Origin of the sequence: Pseudomonas asturiensis, from assembly GCF_900143095.1 — a bacterium.
In the GTDB taxonomy this organism is placed as follows: Bacteria; Pseudomonadota; Gammaproteobacteria; order Pseudomonadales; family Pseudomonadaceae; genus Aquipseudomonas; species Aquipseudomonas asturiensis.
Genome location: NZ_FRDA01000002.1, coordinates 395,293 through 411,571 on the forward strand (window position 1 = coordinate 395,293; position 16,279 = coordinate 411,571).

14 protein-coding genes and 1 pseudogene are annotated in these 16,279 nt (G+C 59.6%); 5 read left to right on the forward strand and 10 right to left on the reverse strand.

What is annotated here, in order from left to right; genetic code table 11:
• Positions 1-150: 150 nt before the first annotated feature.
• The 5 genes and pseudogenes from BUB69_RS29475 to BUB69_RS04895 form a co-directional block, all read right to left on the reverse strand.
• Positions 151-1,014, reverse strand: coding sequence for a methyl-accepting chemotaxis protein (locus BUB69_RS29475; RefSeq protein ID WP_425439346.1), 864 nt, complete (start codon positions 1,012-1,014; stop codon positions 151-153).
• Positions 1,009-1,764 (reverse strand): annotated as a pseudogene (locus BUB69_RS29480) (MCP four helix bundle domain-containing protein); the annotation flags it as partial. The pseudogene BUB69_RS29480 and the gene BUB69_RS29475, both read right to left, overlap by 6 nt.
• Positions 1,765-1,945: 181 nt before the next feature.
• On the reverse strand, positions 1,946-2,965 hold the full coding sequence (locus BUB69_RS04885; protein WP_073162934.1) for a TRAP transporter substrate-binding protein: 1,020 nt from the start codon (positions 2,963-2,965) through the stop codon (positions 1,946-1,948).
• 66 nt (positions 2,966-3,031) lie between these two features.
• Positions 3,032-4,312, reverse strand: coding sequence for a TRAP transporter large permease subunit (locus BUB69_RS04890; RefSeq protein ID WP_073162935.1), 1,281 nt, complete (start codon positions 4,310-4,312; stop codon positions 3,032-3,034).
• A complete protein-coding gene (locus tag BUB69_RS04895) occupies positions 4,309-4,872 on the reverse strand; it encodes a TRAP transporter small permease (RefSeq protein ID WP_073162938.1) in 564 nt (187 codons plus the stop codon). Before BUB69_RS04895 ends, BUB69_RS04890 begins: the two co-directional genes overlap by 4 nt.
• A gap of 632 nt (positions 4,873-5,504) precedes the next feature.
• On the opposite strand from BUB69_RS04895, the gene BUB69_RS04900 reads away from it, so the two are divergent.
• Positions 5,505-6,455 (forward strand): DNA/RNA non-specific endonuclease, encoded by a 951-nt coding sequence (locus BUB69_RS04900; RefSeq protein WP_073162940.1) that lies wholly within the window; start codon positions 5,505-5,507, stop codon positions 6,453-6,455.
• Between the two features lie 27 nt (positions 6,456-6,482).
• Here the strand turns inward: BUB69_RS04900 and BUB69_RS04905 are convergent, their stop codons facing one another.
• From BUB69_RS04905 to BUB69_RS04920, 4 genes are all read right to left on the reverse strand, one after another.
• Entirely contained in the window at positions 6,483-7,403 is a 921-nt protein-coding gene (locus BUB69_RS04905) for a substrate-binding domain-containing protein (RefSeq protein WP_073162943.1), read from the reverse strand.
• A gap of 17 nt (positions 7,404-7,420) precedes the next feature.
• Positions 7,421-9,406 (reverse strand): methyl-accepting chemotaxis protein, encoded by a 1,986-nt coding sequence (locus BUB69_RS04910; RefSeq protein WP_073162945.1) that lies wholly within the window; start codon positions 9,404-9,406, stop codon positions 7,421-7,423.
• Positions 9,407-9,595: 189 nt separating this feature from the next.
• Positions 9,596-10,429, reverse strand: coding sequence for a DUF1206 domain-containing protein (locus BUB69_RS04915; protein WP_073162948.1), 834 nt, complete (start codon positions 10,427-10,429; stop codon positions 9,596-9,598).
• A 110-nt stretch (positions 10,430-10,539) separates the two neighbouring features.
• Positions 10,540-11,631 (reverse strand): SMP-30/gluconolactonase/LRE family protein, encoded by a 1,092-nt coding sequence (locus BUB69_RS04920; RefSeq protein WP_073162950.1) that lies wholly within the window; start codon positions 11,629-11,631, stop codon positions 10,540-10,542.
• Positions 11,632-11,806: 175 nt separating this feature from the next.
• On the opposite strand from BUB69_RS04920, the gene BUB69_RS04925 reads away from it, so the two are divergent.
• The 3 genes from BUB69_RS04925 (at position 11,807) to BUB69_RS04935 (ending at position 13,750) form a co-directional block, all read left to right on the forward strand.
• On the forward strand, positions 11,807-12,178 hold the full coding sequence (locus BUB69_RS04925; protein WP_073162952.1) for a hypothetical protein: 372 nt from the start codon (positions 11,807-11,809) through the stop codon (positions 12,176-12,178).
• 3 nt (positions 12,179-12,181) lie between these two features.
• Positions 12,182-12,364, forward strand: coding sequence for a DUF1289 domain-containing protein (locus BUB69_RS04930; protein ID WP_024688865.1), 183 nt, complete (start codon positions 12,182-12,184; stop codon positions 12,362-12,364).
• 105 nt (positions 12,365-12,469) lie between these two features.
• Positions 12,470-13,750 carry an MFS transporter gene (locus BUB69_RS04935; protein ID WP_073162954.1) on the forward strand — a complete coding sequence of 427 codons (1,281 nt, stop codon included), beginning with the start codon at positions 12,470-12,472 and terminating at the stop codon, positions 13,748-13,750.
• Here the strand turns inward: BUB69_RS04935 and BUB69_RS04940 are convergent.
• The gene (locus tag BUB69_RS04940) at positions 13,737-14,486 is read right to left on the reverse strand and encodes a carbon-nitrogen hydrolase family protein (RefSeq protein WP_073162956.1); all 750 of its coding nucleotides are present in this window, start codon (positions 14,484-14,486) and stop codon (positions 13,737-13,739) included. The two genes, BUB69_RS04935 and BUB69_RS04940, sit on opposite strands and share 14 nt — an antisense overlap.
• A 282-nt stretch (positions 14,487-14,768) precedes the next feature.
• On the opposite strand from BUB69_RS04940, the gene BUB69_RS04945 reads away from it, so the two are divergent.
• The gene (locus BUB69_RS04945; protein ID WP_073162958.1) at positions 14,769-16,070 is read left to right on the forward strand and encodes an Nramp family divalent metal transporter; all 1,302 of its coding nucleotides are present in this window, start codon (positions 14,769-14,771) and stop codon (positions 16,068-16,070) included.
• Positions 16,071-16,279: the final 209 nt, after the last annotated feature.

A 16,279-nucleotide genomic window follows, 5' to 3' on the forward strand; every position in this document is an offset into this window, starting at 1 on the left:
GTTTCGATGGTTAACGTCTGTTAGTGCAAAAGCTTTAAATCAGCAGGAATGACCAGAACGGGCGAAACGTCCTGATCAGGCTTCACCTGCCAGAGTCGAGGCATGCGGTGAGCGGGTCGCGAGCGTACGCCAGATAATGGCTTATAGATATCAAAGCCGGAATCTGTCCACCGATTGCGAGAGCTTGCCCGCCAGCGCGGACAACTCATCGGTGGTGGTGGCCGTCTGGCCGATGACCCGACTGTTGTCCTCGGACATGCTGGCGATCATTTCCACCTGATGGGCGATTTCATTGCTGGCCAGGCTCTGCTCGCCGATGGTTCGGGTGATGTCATTGACCAGCTGTGTGGTACTCAGGGTGGCTTCGAGAATATCCCGAATGGCGCGCTCGACCTCGGCGGTCACCGCCATGCCTTTATCGACCTGTGCTACGCCCGCTTCCATGCTGGTTACCGCCTCGCGGGTGCTTTGCTGGATGCGGGCAACCATGCCGGTAATCTCCTGCGTCGACGCACTGGTGCGTCCCGCCAGGCTGCGTACCTCGTCAGCCACCACCGCAAAGCCCCGGCCCTGCTCACCGGCGCGTGCCGCTTCAATGGCCGCATTGAGCGCCAGCAGGTTGGTCTGGTCGGCAATGCTCTTGATCACCTGAATGATGTTGAAAATGGCTTCCGACTCTTTATCCAGCGTGCGAATCACCTGCGCCGATTGCTGCGCCGAACGCGCAATGCCGTCCATGTCGCTGACCACCTGATGGATCACCCGGCCGCCGTTCTTGGCCAGTGACTCGGCCTGACTGGCCATTTCCCGGGCTTGTTCGGCGTGACGGGTGATTTCCTCGATGCTGGCGGTCATTTCGCTGGCCGCCGCCGACATGGTTGCCGCAGCCGAGCTTTGCTGCTGACTGCTGCCCGCGACTTCGTGACAACCGCTGCTCAGTTGCCCGCTCATGCCGCTGACGCCATGGGCATTGCTGCGCACCACCTCAATCATCCCGCGCAGATCACGCTGCATGATGGCCAGGCTGCGAATCAGCATGCTGGCTTCGTCACGGTTGCGCGGTTCGGTAATCGGCTCGCTGAGGTTGCCGTGGGCAATGCTGTCGGCGATGCGGCTGGCAGACTGCAAGGGGATCATGATGCTGCGGGTCACCCAGTGGCCTTGGGCCAACAGCATCAACAGACCGACAACCAGAACCACACCGAGCGTGACGTTAGCGCTGCGAATGGCATCGCGGGTGACATCGCCGCTGGCTTTGGAGTTGTTCTCGATCAGGTCACTCAGCGTGGACATCTGGCCTTCCAGCTGGGTGAAGGCGGCAGTGAACGTGCCCAGATCCTGCTGTGCCCGGTCAGGGCTGTCCAGCGCCAGACCGACAATTCGCTCGCCTGCACTGATGTAGGCATCCAGACTCGGCTTGACCCTGTTCAGTTCAGCCTTGAGGGTGTCGTTGATCGGCAGCGCGAGGTTATCGCCCAGCACCTTGCGAAACTGCGTCGCATGTTCGTTGAGAGAAGCCAGTACCTCTGCTCGCGTAGTGTTGCTCTTGCCCAGCCCGACCAGCATGGCCGAAAGCACGTCGGCACGCAGGGCATCGTGCATCATGTCGGCCTGCATATGATTGCTTAGCGCAGCCATGCTGACCTCGTTGTCGATCATCGCCGCAGCCATCCGGTTGTTGCCCAGATAACTGACCACACTGATGATCAGCACGGCGAGCAATCCCGTGCAGATCAGCAAAAACAGACGGAGTTTTATCGACATCCTGAAGCCCCTTGCGGTCAATGGAATAACGCGAGCTGCGGCTGCTCTTATTCAAAGCTTATCGACACCGGTTCCAGGATATTTAAGACTAATTTCAAGGGGTTTGATTTTCCCGAACGCAGATAGCGCCAAGGTTGCGGCATCGGGGTTCTGTCAACACGCCCCCGATGCCACGTTGCAATCACTGGGCGCCGCGCACCTTGGCGATTTCGTCGTACATCATCTTCACCAGACCGGCGTCCAGTTGCTGTGAAAACTCGTCAATCACCGGCTTTACGCGCTCACGGAAACGCTCCTTCTCGGCGGGGGAAATGTCGTTGACCGCAATCTGTCTTTCCAGATTGGCGCGAGCCTTGTCCATGCTGTCGGCCGTCACTTGGCGCTGGAAGACCTGAGCCTTGGCGGCAGCGTCACGAATCAGGGCCTTTTCATCGTCGTTCAGGCGATTCCAGGTCTTCTGGCTCATGATCAGCGACTGTGGGTTGAAGATGTGCCCGGTCGCGGACAGGTACTTCTGCACTTCGAAAAACTTGCTGCCCTCGATCACCGTGTACGGATTTTCCTGACCGTCGATGGTGTGCTGTTCAAGGCCGGTATAGACCTCAGGAAAGGCCATGGGCACCGGATTGGCGCCCAGCGCCGAGAACGTTTTCAGATAGATCGGCGATTGGATGACCCTGATCTTCAGGCCCTGCATGTCTTCAAGACGAGTGATCGGGTGTTTGCTGTTGGTGACGTTGCGAAACCCCAGATCCCAGTAACCGAGGGCGACCAGCCCTTTGCTGTCGAGTTGCGCCGAGAGTTTCTGGCCGACCGGACCGTCGATGACTGCATGCGCTTCCTTCACGTCGTTGAACAGGAACGGGAAGTCGAGCATGGCAAAATCGGGCGCCTGAGCGGCCAGAATCCCGGAGTTCAGTACGGTGATGTCCAGCGTGCCGCCCTGTAAGGCAGACACCGTCTGCACATCGCCGCCCAGCGTGCCGCCGGGGAATAAGCGCACCTTGATCTTGCCGCCACTGCTTTCACTCAACAGATCGGCAAATTTCTGTGCGCCCTGCCCCTGCGGGTGCTCCTTGACGTTCTGAAAGGCAAAACGCAGCGTGCGCTCGCGAATCTCTGCTGCGTGGCTGGCCATGCTCCCCAGCAACAGGCTGGTGGCACAGGCCCCGGCCAGCAGGGTTTTCATCAGTTTCTGCATGTCATCATTCTCCGGTCTTGTTATTGGAAATGGAGGGGTGAAGGTCAAACGGCTTCTGGCCCATCGTCAGCGGGTCAGAAAAGCCAGTGGCGCCAGAACCAGTTGTGGAAACAGCACCAGCAAGAACAGCACGACGAACTGCGCCAGCATGAAAGGCCAGACGCCCCGAATGATCTCGTCCATGCTGATCTTCGAGACCCCGCACACCACGTTGAGCACCGTGCCCACGGGTGGGGTGATCAGGCCAATGGCCGTATTGATCAAAAACAGCACCCCGAAATACACAGGATCGATGCCAGCCATGGTCACGGCGGGCATCAGGACTGGCGTCAGGATCAGAATGGTCGGGGTCATGTCCATCACTGTGCCGACCAGAATCACCAGCAGCATGATCACCATCAGCAGCAGCGTCGGGTTGTCCATGAAGGGTTCAAGCAACGCCGCCAACTGGTCCGGCAGCTCGGCGATGGTCACCAACCATGACGACACCATGGCCGCAGCGACGAGCAGCATCACCACCGATGTGGTCTTGGCAGACGAAAGCACCAGTTCGTACAGCTGATTGATCTTCAGCTCCCGGTAGATCACCAGCGACACGAACAGGGCATACACCGCAGCGACCACAGCCGCTTCAGTCGGCGTGAAAATGCCGAACTTCAGGCCGAACACAATGATCAGCGGCAAGCCCAACGCCCACGAGCCGTCCACCAGCGTACGCAGGATTTCCCTGGCACTGCGCTTGGGCGGAGGTTCGACGTTTTCGCGACGGGAGATGAACCACCATGCCACGGCCAGCGCGGCCCCGAGCATCAGTCCGGGGACGATACCGGCCAGAAACAGCTTGGAAATCGAGACGCCGGACGCAACACCGAACACGATAAAGCCAATGCTCGGCGGGATGATCGGCGCAATGATGCCTCCCGCTGCAATCAGGCCGGCCGAATGCGAACGATTGTGTCCGGCGTGGACCATCATCGGCACCAGCAGCGCAGCCAGTGCCGCGGCGTCGGCCACTGCCGAACCTGACAACGACGCCAGCAGGCAGGAAGCGATGATCGCCACATAGCCCAGGCCACCGCGCTTGTGTCCGACCAATGCCATCGCGATGTTGACGATGCGTTTGGACAAGCCGCCGGCGTTCATCACCTCACCCGCCAGCATGAAAAACGGTACGGCCATCAGCGGAAAGCTGTCGGCGCCGTTGAGCAGGTTCTGGGCGATGATCTGCGCATCGAACAGGTCAAGGTGCAGCATCAACGCGACGCTCACCAGCAGCAGCGCGAACGCAATCGGAATACCCAGTGCCATGCTGCCCAGCAGCGATCCGAGAAATATCAGCAAGGTCATGGTCGATGCCTCCGGGTGGCGGAAGCAGACGACGCGTCCGGCGGGGTCACGCTATCGGCTTCGTTTTCCTTGACCATCAGCAGCGCCTCGTCGTCCAGCCTGCCGCTCAACGCCAGGTACACCTGGTACAGCAGGATTGCGGCGGCGCTGACGCCGAAGACCAGTCCGGCGGCGTAGAACACCGCCATTGAAAAACCCGATGCGGGCGCGACGACTCGCAGGTTGATGACGGCCTGCTTCCAACTGCCACTTGAAATCAACCAGCAGATGTAGAGCATCAGCAACTGGCCTGTGATCAGACAGATACGTTTCCCCATAGGCGGCAGACGCTTGACCAGACTGTCCAGACCCAGGTGGCCCCGATCTTTCATGGCCACCAGCGCGCCAAGAAAGATCATCCACACGAAAAACCAGCGCGAGAGCTCTTCGGACACGCTGATGCCCGAATTGAACGCATAGCGCAGCACCACGTTGCCGAACACCAGCACGACCATGGCGACCATGCACAGCACAATCAGCAGCTTGAGTAGTTTGAAATACAGATCGACGATTTTCGTCATTGGCCAGACCTCGCAGGTGCACAAGAGCCAGCGCAGCGGCCAGACACCCTGAACGCCCTTTCCATGGGACGGGCATTCTGTGACGGAACTGCGCTGAAGCGGATGGGCGAATCAGGAAACTACTGCGAGCGGGTCCAGCCAATGCTTGCGTATCGGCATCGCACGTTAATGACTGGCGAAGGTAAAGCGCAAAGGATCAATCCCTGGAGCATGACGGTGTGCCTCGATTGTTCTTATTGTGTTCCTGCCTGGAACGGCACAGGCGGATGTGCGTTAAAAATGTACCAGCCGGTTAATAACGTCAACGTGTCCTGAGAGCGGGATAAGTGATCGGATTCTTTAATAGGCGGAAAAAATGGCTTAACTACGCCAATATGCGGCGATAGGTACCGAATAAATATTTTTTCGAAGAAGAAAAATCAGTCACATTGCTCAGAAAAACGGGCGATTATCGGACATTTTTCACGCCAACAGGCTCATGAGGCCTCCCTGAACAAACGCACGTCAAATTGCTGCTCGCGTCAAGACAGCGCTCAGGCCATTCAGGGATCCTGATGCGTAAACCTGACGTAACGCTGTCATGCGCCTATGGTGAACTGGATGCACCCACGCCCACCGCAGGAGCAAGCGCAGTGCCTGACAAGACATTGAAAGCAGACCTTACCTATCGCCCTCGCCTCGCCGACCTCGAACCACTCAGTTCCAAGTCAGGATTGCTTGCGCCGCAGGCGGAACCGCTGGTGTCGCCACGCACCACGCCTGCCAGTGACCTGAAAACGCGAAAAGGCTACGTCGAGGATTTTCTGGGCGACTTCGTCGTACCCTGGCCCGCGCCGGACACAGAACTGGCTGCCGATGTCTACCCCCTGAAGAACACCGGGGATCGTCTGGACTACCTGCATTTTTCCATCACCATGTCGCGCAGTCGGCGTCTGGCGCTCTACGTGGGTGTGAACATTGATGGTGACAGCAGCGTGGAGGTCAAGCGCAGCAACGATGCGTGGTCGTTCGACGGCAGGCTGCCTGCCGACGCGCAGATTGGCGAAAGCCTGTATGCCGGCAACCTGCTGGACCGTGGGCATCTGGTCAGACGCCAGGACCCCAACTGGGGCCAGGACGCGCAAACCGCCAACGCGGACACCTTCCATTTCACCAACTGCTCGCCGCAAATGAGCGCGTTCAATCAGAAAACCTGGCTGGAACTGGAAGACTACATTCTGGATAACACGCGTCGCTGGAAATCCAGGGTCACGGTATTCAGCGGTCCGGTACTGCGCGACGACGACCGCAGCTACCGTAACGTGAAGATCCCTTCAGCCTTCTGGAAAGTCGTGGCGTTTCTGGGTGATGACGGCAAGCCCTCGGCCAGCGCCTACATGATTGATCAGAGCCGGGAACTGGGTGAGCTGAGCATCGTGTTCGGCCAGTTGAAGACCTGGCAGCGCAGCGTCATGCAGATCGAACAGCTCACCGGTATCCGTTTTGGCAAGCTGGCGGACTATGACGGTTTCTCCAATGAGGAACGCTTGACCGGCACCCGTATCGAAGCGCAGATTCGCGGGCCGCAGGACGTACGGCTGTAAACGACAGCCCCACGCCCTGTCCATGCATCACTCGAACTGCTGGCGGTTTTCCGGGGTGATCAGCTTGAACGGCACCCAGATCACCGGCGACGCCAGCGTTTCACCCCGGGCCATGCTCAGCGCGGCATCCACGGCACCCTTGGCCTGTCCCACCGCATCCTGAAACACACTCACGGCCATCTTGCCCTCGGCCATCAGCTTGAGCCCGTCGGGTGTACCGTCGATGCCGCCGACCAGATAGTTCTGGGCGCTCTTGCCCGCCTTCTCCAGCCCCATGATTGCGCCAATGGCCATTTCATCGTTGTTGGCTGCGATGATCGAGAAGTCCACGCCCTGCTTGACCCAGTCGATGACGATGGTCGCGGCCTGGCTGCGCTCCCAGTTACCGATTTTCTTCTGCACGATCTTCATGTTCGGGTATTTGGCGACGACCTTTTCCACGTCTTCGGTGCGCATCACCGAAGACTTGTTGCTCGGGTCACCCACCAGAATCACCACATTGCCCTTGTAATCGGCACGGCGCGCCAGCTCCTCCATCTGCAAGGTGCCGGATTCCAGCTCGTCGGAGCCGACGAATGCCGTTTGTGCTGGCCACTTGGCGGGGTCCGGGTTGCGGTTGACGAACACCAGTGGAATCTTCGCTTCATTGGCCAGACGCATCATTTCCGGCGCACTCTTGCCGTTGACCATGGCGATGACGATGGCATCCACCTTCGAACTCACCAGATTGCGAAACTGACGCATCTGCAAGTCCACGTTGTCCTGGCCGTTCTCCATGAAGATATCGGCATCAAGCACCGCAATCTGCGTCTCCACGCCATGGCGCAGAATGGTCTGGAAGTTATCGTTGTACTTGGCCATGCCGACGCCGACCAGGGGTGTGCTGGCGTGAGCCAGACTGGCGGCCAGGAGGCTGGCACCCAGGGAAATCGCTAACCATTGCTTCATGTTCTGACTCCCGGGCATCAAACGCTGAAATGATGGAGCAGCTCGCGCTGATCCCTGGCCATTTTCGACAGGTCCTGGCTGCTGCTGGCCGACTGTTCGGCACCGTCTGCAGCCTGTTGGGCAGCGTCATTGATGTGCGTGACCATGCGGCTGGTCTCCTGCACCGTCGCGCTCTGCTGCTCGGTGGCGGCCGCGATCTGGATGTTCATGTCGCGAATGGTGCCGACCGCCTCGCCCATTTCCAGCAACAGCTCATCAGCGCCCGACGCCAGCGTCACGCAGTGATTGGACTGGATCTGGCTTTCGTTCATGACCTGCACCGCAGAATGAATCTTGCTCTGCATCTGGCCGATCATTTCCTGGATCTCGCTGGTCGATGTCTGGGTGCGACTGGCCAGCGACCTGACCTCGTCGGCAACCACCGCAAAGCCCCGGCCCTGCTCGCCCGCCCGTGCAGCCTCAATGGCGGCGTTGAGCGCCAGCAGGTTGGTCTGTTCGGCAATGGTGCGAATCGCATCGACAATGCCGTCGATGTTCTGGCCGTATTTCTGCAGCTCATCGGTCACGGCAGAAGCCTTGTTGACCTGTTCGGCCTGCTGGCGAATGTTAACGATGGTTTCCGCCACACGCTTCTGCACCTTGTCGGTCAGCTCGCTGGTGTTGTCCACGGCGCTGCGCGTGTCCTGAGCACGCCGGGCCACTTCCTCGACCGTGCTTTCCATCTCGTTCATGGCCGAGGCAGCCGAATGCAGACGGTCCTTCTGCTCGTCGACGACCCGCGTGGTCTGCTCGCTGATCTGGGCATTGTTGCTGGCGGTCTGGGCCAGGGCGTCCGCCGAGCCGATCAGCTCGCGAAAGGTCTGCTGCAGGGACTGGGTGAATTCGTTCAGGTACCCACCCAGTTCGCCGAACTCATCCTTGCGGCTGACATCGAAGCGCACGCGCATATCGCCCGTGGTCAAGGTCTTGAGCACTTCGCGGAAAGCCGCCAGCGGGCGACGCAGACTGAAGGCAACCCAGGTACCGATGACCACAGCCGCCAACACCGCCAGTAGGCAGGCAACCAGCAACAGGCTAAGGCTGGTGGCGATCGTCGAGTCCGCCCCTTCCTTGGCTTCGTTGGCAACCGCCAGTGACTGATTGCCGAACTCGCCGATCTTGTCCAGCGTGGACTGCAGACGCGTTTCAGCAGCCTGCCGCTGCTTGCTGACCTGCTCGGCCAGCGCAGCTTCCTGACGATACGCCTGATAAACGCCGTCAGCACCGGTCAGGTCATTGAGCAGGCGATTGACCATGACGGCGGCCACACGGCCAACGCGAGGATCCGCGGCGGTCAGCTCACGAGTACGGGTGCTGATCACCTCGTCCTGAAGGTTGAGCACGCGCTGCAGCATTTGCATGTCGGGGGTCGCAGCATGTGCGGCCAGGCCTTCATAGGACTTGCCGACCTCCAGCAACAGCTTCTCGGCTGCAGCGACATGGTCGGCAGCGCCCGCATTGCGCTCGCGGGCGATGTAGTCGCGAAGGTAGCTGGTCAGTTGCACGCTCTGGCTGTTGCTGTAGCCCTGAAGAATGCGGGTCTGCTGCAGTTGCAGGACGTGCTGGCGGTGGCTGGCGATCAGGGTTTGCGCCTGTTCGGCGTAGGCGGCACTGAGCTGACGTTGCTGGGTCAGGTTATCGCGCAGATCAGCGCGGTCACCGATATAGGCTGGCGTGCTGTCGAGCAGTTGATTAAATCGCGCCATGCTGTCGTTGAACGGCTGCTTGCCGTCGTCGATCTGTTTCGGGTCGTTGCTGACCAGAACACCCAGCAATGCCTGGTTGGCGCGCAAAACATGCACGTACAGTTCGCTCGCCGCACGGCTCAGGGGCGCCGACTGACCGGTAATGATGCTCAAGCGCTCGCTTATCGAGTGGGTGCTCTGATAGCTGATACTCACCATGGCGAGTAACAACACAACCAGCACGGCAAACCCACCAATCACTCGCTGAAGAATGGTCATGGCTGTCCTCTTTTGTTTTTATGGCGCGCCGTATGCCGTGCACAACGACGTCCAGAACGTCAGTGCACAAACAGGTCGGAGCTCAAAATAGGATGTCGGCTGCGCCAGAGGCGACTTGAGGCGTGGTTCGCATAATTAATGTGTTTCAGGGCGCACCTGACAAAGCATCAGGCGCTGCCCTGGTGAACATCAGCGAAAGTGGCGCGCAACGGCCTCAGGTGCATCAGGAACGTCCATGTTGATACGACGCCAGGCCGCCTGGGCAAAGCTGTACACCGAAAACGCAATCAGCCCGAGCGCTACGACCAGCAGCACCAGCCCGCCTGCGGGAAGATCCAGCAGCCCGTTCAGCGCATCCTTCATGCCCGGTGGGTGCATCGCCTGATAGCTGGAGCCGCTCACCACGAGCAATACGGCGATCTCGATGAAGGCTATGCCTCGGGCAATCAGGCCGAAGCGCGACACAGGGCGCACGTAGCGCATAACGTCTTCATCGGCCTCGAAGTACTTTTCGAACGATGCCTTGTAGCCCTTGATGATATGTACGATGCCCAGACCCAGCGGCACCAGGGCCACGACGTAGACCAGCAGGTTGGAGTGGTCCCAGGACAGAATCCACTTCAACAGGTCTTCGGTCTGGCCATCGCCCGACCCGCCCGAGCTTTTAAGCCCGCTGACCAGCAGACCCAGTGCAAAGAACGCCAGTGCGCCGTAAGTAAATCCGCCCACCAACAGGCCACCGCGAATCACCAGGCCTTTGAACTCCCGGCCGTGGTGATCGACATCACGGGTCGCCTGCAGCACACGCCAGGCGGCAAACGCCAGCAGGCCGACGACGACAATCCCGACCAGCACGCTACCGAACGGCTGGCTCAACAAGGCTTCAAGGCTGCTGTGACTGTCTGCGGGTCTTGAGGACCCCAGCGCCGCGAGTACGGCAAACAGACCGATGATCAGATAGACAACACCACGGGCGGCGTAACCGCCTCGTGCCAACATGACGAGGCTGCGTTGCGCAGACATAAGGACCTTCCCTGAATAGAGTGATACACGAACAGACCCGTGGCGACGCCAGGGGTTCGAAGCGATTGAGGCGCAGCGCGGGATTGGCCGTTCTGCACCTCGACACGGCATCAGGCGAAGGTCGCGCCTCGGGCATTCACGAACACCGAATACAGCGAATGGCTGCTGGCCATGAACAGCCGATTGCCCTCAGGCCCGCCGAAGCAAAGGTTGGCGCAGCGTTCAGGCAGCGTGATATGGCCGATCGCCTTGCCTTGCGGATTGAACACCCGCACGCCATCGAGCTTTGCCAGATCGGCCTGGGGATTGCCATTGCCACCCCAGCCGCACCACAGGTTGCCGCTTTCGTCGCATTTGATGCCGTCGATGGCGGCGTAATCCACCCCTTCTATGTGGTTGCGCCGCGCGCCCAGTGTGCCGTCATCATTAACGGCGATGGCCCAGATGATGCCGTTGGGCCTGGCGCGGCCCTCGACCACATAAAGCGTTTTCTCGTCCGGCGAGAAACACAGGCCGTTCGGCCCGGCCAGGTCGTCGATCACCCGGCTGACCTTGCCGTCGCCCGGATCGATGCGATACACCCCGAAGGGTTGTGACTGCGGCACCTTGTGGCCTTCATAGTCGCTGTTGGCCTGGAACATGGGGTCGGTGAACCAGATCGAGCCGTCACGTTTGCAAACGATGTCGTTCGGCGAGTTGAAGGGCTTGCCGTCGAAACGGTCGGCGAGCACGGTGATGCGCCCGTTGTATTCGGTGCGCGTGACCCGCCGCCCCTCGTTGGTGGTCGATGAGCCTTCGCAAACCAGCAAGCGGCCTTGACGATCACGGCACATGCCGTTGGAGAAATTCGAATGCTCGCGGTACACCGACAGGCTGCCGGTGACTTCGTCCCAGCGCATGATGCGGTTGTTGGGAATGTCGCTGACCAGCAGGTAACGACCATCGCCCATCCACACCGGCCCTTCGGCCCAGCGCATGCCGGAGGCCAGCTTTTCAACGCTGGCATTGAAGATGCGCAGGTCCATGAAGCTGTCGTCCAGCACATTGACCAGCGGATCGGGGTAGCGCTGGGTCAGCGGCTCGGCCAGAGAAAAGCGCGGCAACGCGCCAATGGCTGCGACCGTCGCGGAAACTGCCAACGACTTTTTCAGAAATCCCCTGCGGCCCTGATCGGCCGCGTTACCTGCCTGGAAGCGATCCATGGTGTGTGTCCTTGTTTTGTTTTTAGTCAGGTGATGCAGCGCCGTGTCAGCGATGCCCAGGCATTGGGACAGCGTGGACGCCATTCTGATTCACACCGATCAGGCTGGGGCTTAAAACCACAATCAGGTATTGTGCTGCGCCTTTACCCATCACACTTCTTCGAGGGACTCAGGCATGCCGTCGAGCAAACGTGAGCAGGCACAGACAGAACGACGCTTGATCGCGGCGCTGACGCAGTCCTGCGAAACGGCGAAATCCGAGATTGCAGGTTTTTGCTGGCTGACCCACGAAGTCGACTACACCGAATTTCCCCTGAGCCTTCAGGTGATCTGGGTGTTCGACACCGTAGCGGCAAAGGACCAGGCGCTGAGTCAGGGCCTGGATAAGCGCATGATCCAGTTGACTGCCGAGGCGCTGGACGAGCTAGAGATCCGGCTGACACCGTTGCCAAAGCACGTGCACGTCGACAGCGAAGAGCAATGTCAGCGCGAGAACGGCGGCGATTGGGCGCGGCGGCTTTCACGCAAGTATGCGAGACGAGGTTGAGCCATGGCCAAGGACATTGAAAACCCGTGCATTTCCGTGTGCCAGCTCAGTGGCGACCTGTGCGTCAGTTGCGGCCGGACCAAGGATGACATTCGCAAATGGAAGCGCATGAAACGTCCGGAAAAAATGGCCGCCGTGAAACGGGCCACCTTGCGCATGAAAGACTTGCAGAAAAAGGGTGGCTGACTCGGTTTATTCATGAAACATGCTGAAACTTCTTTAAAACGGCTCAGGTCTGTATTTTCCGTGGCTCGGTGGGTTTGAGTCTGACGAATTTCGAGAGTAACCGCCTTGGCCAGTCATGCAGATCGCCGCAATACCCTGTCCCTGGACAGCCTGAACTTCTTCCTCGCCGATGTGCGCGATGGACTGGGTCCCTACCTGGCTATTTATCTGCTCGCGGTCCATCACTGGGACCCGGCCAGTATCGGCGTGGTCATGACCATTGCCGGTATCGCAGGGCTGGTCACACAAACACCCGCCGGAGCGCTGATTGACCGGACCAAATCCAAGCGCGCCATCATTGCCGCCGCCGCCCTGCTGGTGACGCTGAGTTGTCTGGTGCTGCCGTTCACGTCGTCATTCACGCTGGTCGCGCTGACTCAAGCATTGAGCAGCATCGCCGCATCCGTGTTCGCACCCGCCATTGCCGCCATCTCGCTGGGCATCACCGGACCCCGTGCGTTCACCCGACGCACCGGGCGCAATGAAACCTTCAACCACGCGGGTAACGCCTGCGCCGCGCTGCTGGCCGGCGGGTTCGCTTACCTGTTCGGTCCGGTTGCCGTGTTCTACCTGATGGCGGCTATGGCGCTGGCCAGCATCCTGGCAGTCAGTTTTGTGTCCGCCGATGCCATCGACCACGATGTGGCGCGGGGTTTCGATGCCAGCCACAAGACCCATGACGGCGCTCCGTCTGGCCTGAAGGCTTTGCTGAGCAATAAGCCGCTGCTGTTGTTCGGTATCTGCTGCGCCCTCTTCCACCTGGCCAACGCCGCCATGCTGCCGCTGGTGAGCCAGAAGCTCTCGCAGATCAATATGCAGATGGCCACGCCGCTGACTTCAGCCTGCATCGTCGCCGCGCAACTGGTGATGGTGCCGGCCGCCTTGCTGGTGGGCATGAAAGCCGACGTCTGGGGCCGCAAACCCCTGTTGCTGGCGGGTTTTCTGATTCTGCCGATTCGCGGTGTGCTCTACACGCTGTCTGACGACCCGTACTGGCTGGTTGCCGTTCAGATGCTCGACGGTATCGGTGCCGGTCTGTTTGGCGCGCTGTTTCCGCTGATGGTCAAGGACCTCACACAAGGCACCGGGCGCTTCAACGTCAGCCTGGGCGCGCTGTCCACGATGTTCGGATTGGGCGCTGCGCTGAGCAACAGCCTGGCAGGCTTTGTCGTGCACGCGGCAGGCTACAGCGCCGCGTTCCTGACGCTTGCCGGAGTCGCTGCAGCGGCCTTCGTCCTGCTGTGGTTCGCGGTGCCGGAAACCCTTACTCAAGCAGGGCAAGGCTCCGATGGAAAAGGCCCGAGCGATTCTGGCCCGAGTGCGATGACCTCTCCTACTCCAGCGTGAGCGTCTGCACCTGCCAGCCTTGCGGCTGGCAGGTTGCGATCAGCAGACCGTTTCCAGCGCCCCCAAAGCCGCCCACCCAATTTCCGGTTTCATCCCACATGCCGCTACGCCCGGCCGATTCCCAACCGCCAGTTGGCCCCGCATGGTTGGCCATCAATACCGGTAACCCGTGTCGCCGCGCATGGCCTTGCAGCAGCGCGGCGTCCTTTTCATAACCGCCGGGTGATATCAGTACACTCGCGGCGTACACCCAGGCATTGCCTTGCGCCATACGTTGCACGTGCTCGGGGTGACTGAAGTCGGCGCACACGCACAGGCCTATTGTGTGTGGGTGCAGTGGCAGAAAACAGTCTGTCGATCCGGGATTGAACATCGCATCTTCGCCGGGGTGCAGGTATTGCTTGGCGTACGCGACGATGTCGCCCTGCGCGGTGAACGTCAGCGCGCCAATCTGAATGGTGTCATCCGGCCCCTTGAGCGGAACGCCGACCGTTGTCGTCAGGCGTAAATGCGTTGCCAATGCACGAATGGCCTCCAGGCATACATCATCAGGGGCCACGGCGAGTTCCCGGGCGATATCGGGCTCATAGCCGGTCAACGAAAGCTCAGGGAATAACAGGTAATCGGCACCTGACTCTGCCGCGTGGCGCATGAAGGTCAGGTGGCCTTCAACGTTTCTCGCAAGCTCGCCCCGCTCGCATTGAAATTGGGCGGCGGCGAGTATGGGAAATGACATGGCAGCGCTCCAACAGGTTAATCGTGCAGTTCAAGGGTTGACCGTGACAGGTCGGGCGATTTCCAGATTCGGGTATCGCGTCGACTGCTCCGCATGAACAGGCAGCGCCTGACACTTTGCGTCACCTCTCAAGCGTACCTGAAGCGTCGACGCCGTCGTTGAAAGCCTGCTGCGACTCATTCACACCAAGTTACATTTGAATCGACACCCATGTTGTACGACGTCTTATCTTATCTGCGACTGTCTTTCATCTCACTACAATAACAATTGGAGATTCGACACATGCCCGGCAGCCCTTCGATTGAAGAAAAGGTATCGCCCGTTGCAGAACCGCGTCTGAAAAAGCTCGCCAAACTGTTGGGGCCCGGCATCATCGCCGTGTTGTCCTGGCTGGGCGCGGGCGATCTGATCACCTCGTCCGTGGCCGGTGCAAGTTACGGTTACGCGATGATGTGGGTGCTGGCGGTTTCGTTGTTGCTCAGGTTCCTGATCGTCAACATCATTGCCCGCTTCCAGCTCTGTAACAATCAAGGCATGACGATCCTGCAGGGCTACGCGCAACTGCATCCCTTGTTCGCCTGGTTCATGCTCGTCTATGCGCTGTTGATGGGGCATTTGATCAACGCCTACATGATCAAGGGGGCCGGCGAGGCCCTGGCGATGTTGCTGCACATCAACCAGCCGCTGCTTTGCTCGGTGGCGGTCGTGATCGCCGTGTGGTTGCTGGTGGGTCGTAATATTTACGCGATGATCGAAGGCGTGATGAAAGTGTTGCTGGCGATCATGACGCTGGCCTTTCTGACCCTGGCGATCATGTCCGGCCCGGATGTCACCGGGATCATCAAAGGTACGATCGGCTTCAGCATCCCGCCCGATGAAGGCGTTCATGGCGCGCTGCTGGTGGCGGTGTCAGTGATCGGTGCAGTGGCCGGCTCCATCGCCAACTTCGTTCACCCGTATGTGATGCGCGAAAAAGGCTGGACCGGCCCCGAGCACAAACGCATCCAGCGCAACGACCTGCTGTTTGCGGTCATTGTCGGTATCGTCATCAACCTTGCGATCTGGGTCGTCGGCGTCGAGATCCTGAGGCCGAACGGCATTCAGGTGAACACCTTGGGCGATCTGGGCAAGGCGCTGGAGCTGTTCTTCGGTCCATTGGGCTGGTACGTCTTTTTCATCGGCGTGTTCGCCACCCTGTTCGCCAGCATTTCGGGCAAGACCACAGCCTTTCCGATGCTGATCACTGACGCGTTCCAGCACATTCGTCCGCAGCGACGCGAACGCTACGGCAAGGAATTTCACCGTGATCCGATGCACAAGTGGTTCATGCTGTTCATTCTGGTCACTCCGCTGATCTGGTCACTGCCTGGCATGCCGGACTTCGTGACCCTGACGCTGGGCGTCAACGCCTTGAACATCATCGGCCTGCCGATCATCTCGCTGGGCTTGCTGATCATGTCCAATCAGAAATCTCTGTTGGCCAAGGAATATCGCAACAACCTGTTCGAGAACGTTGCGCTGACCTTTGCCACAGGCCTGGCCCTGTGGGTTGCTTTCCAGCTGGGCGCTGAATTGCTGGCCTGACTCATCAATCATCGCTGACCTCCGTGAGCAGCGCGGGTAACCGCGTTGCTCATGAACCCTCGTTTCAAAGACCTCCCCCGCTCACCACGTGCCCACCGGATGAAGACATCCGGAAGGGTCGCGCCTGCCTGAGGGGCGCAAAGCATCACATTCTGTTACATTCACAAACAGAAACAATTCTCAACGGAGATGTTATATTGTAACTACAA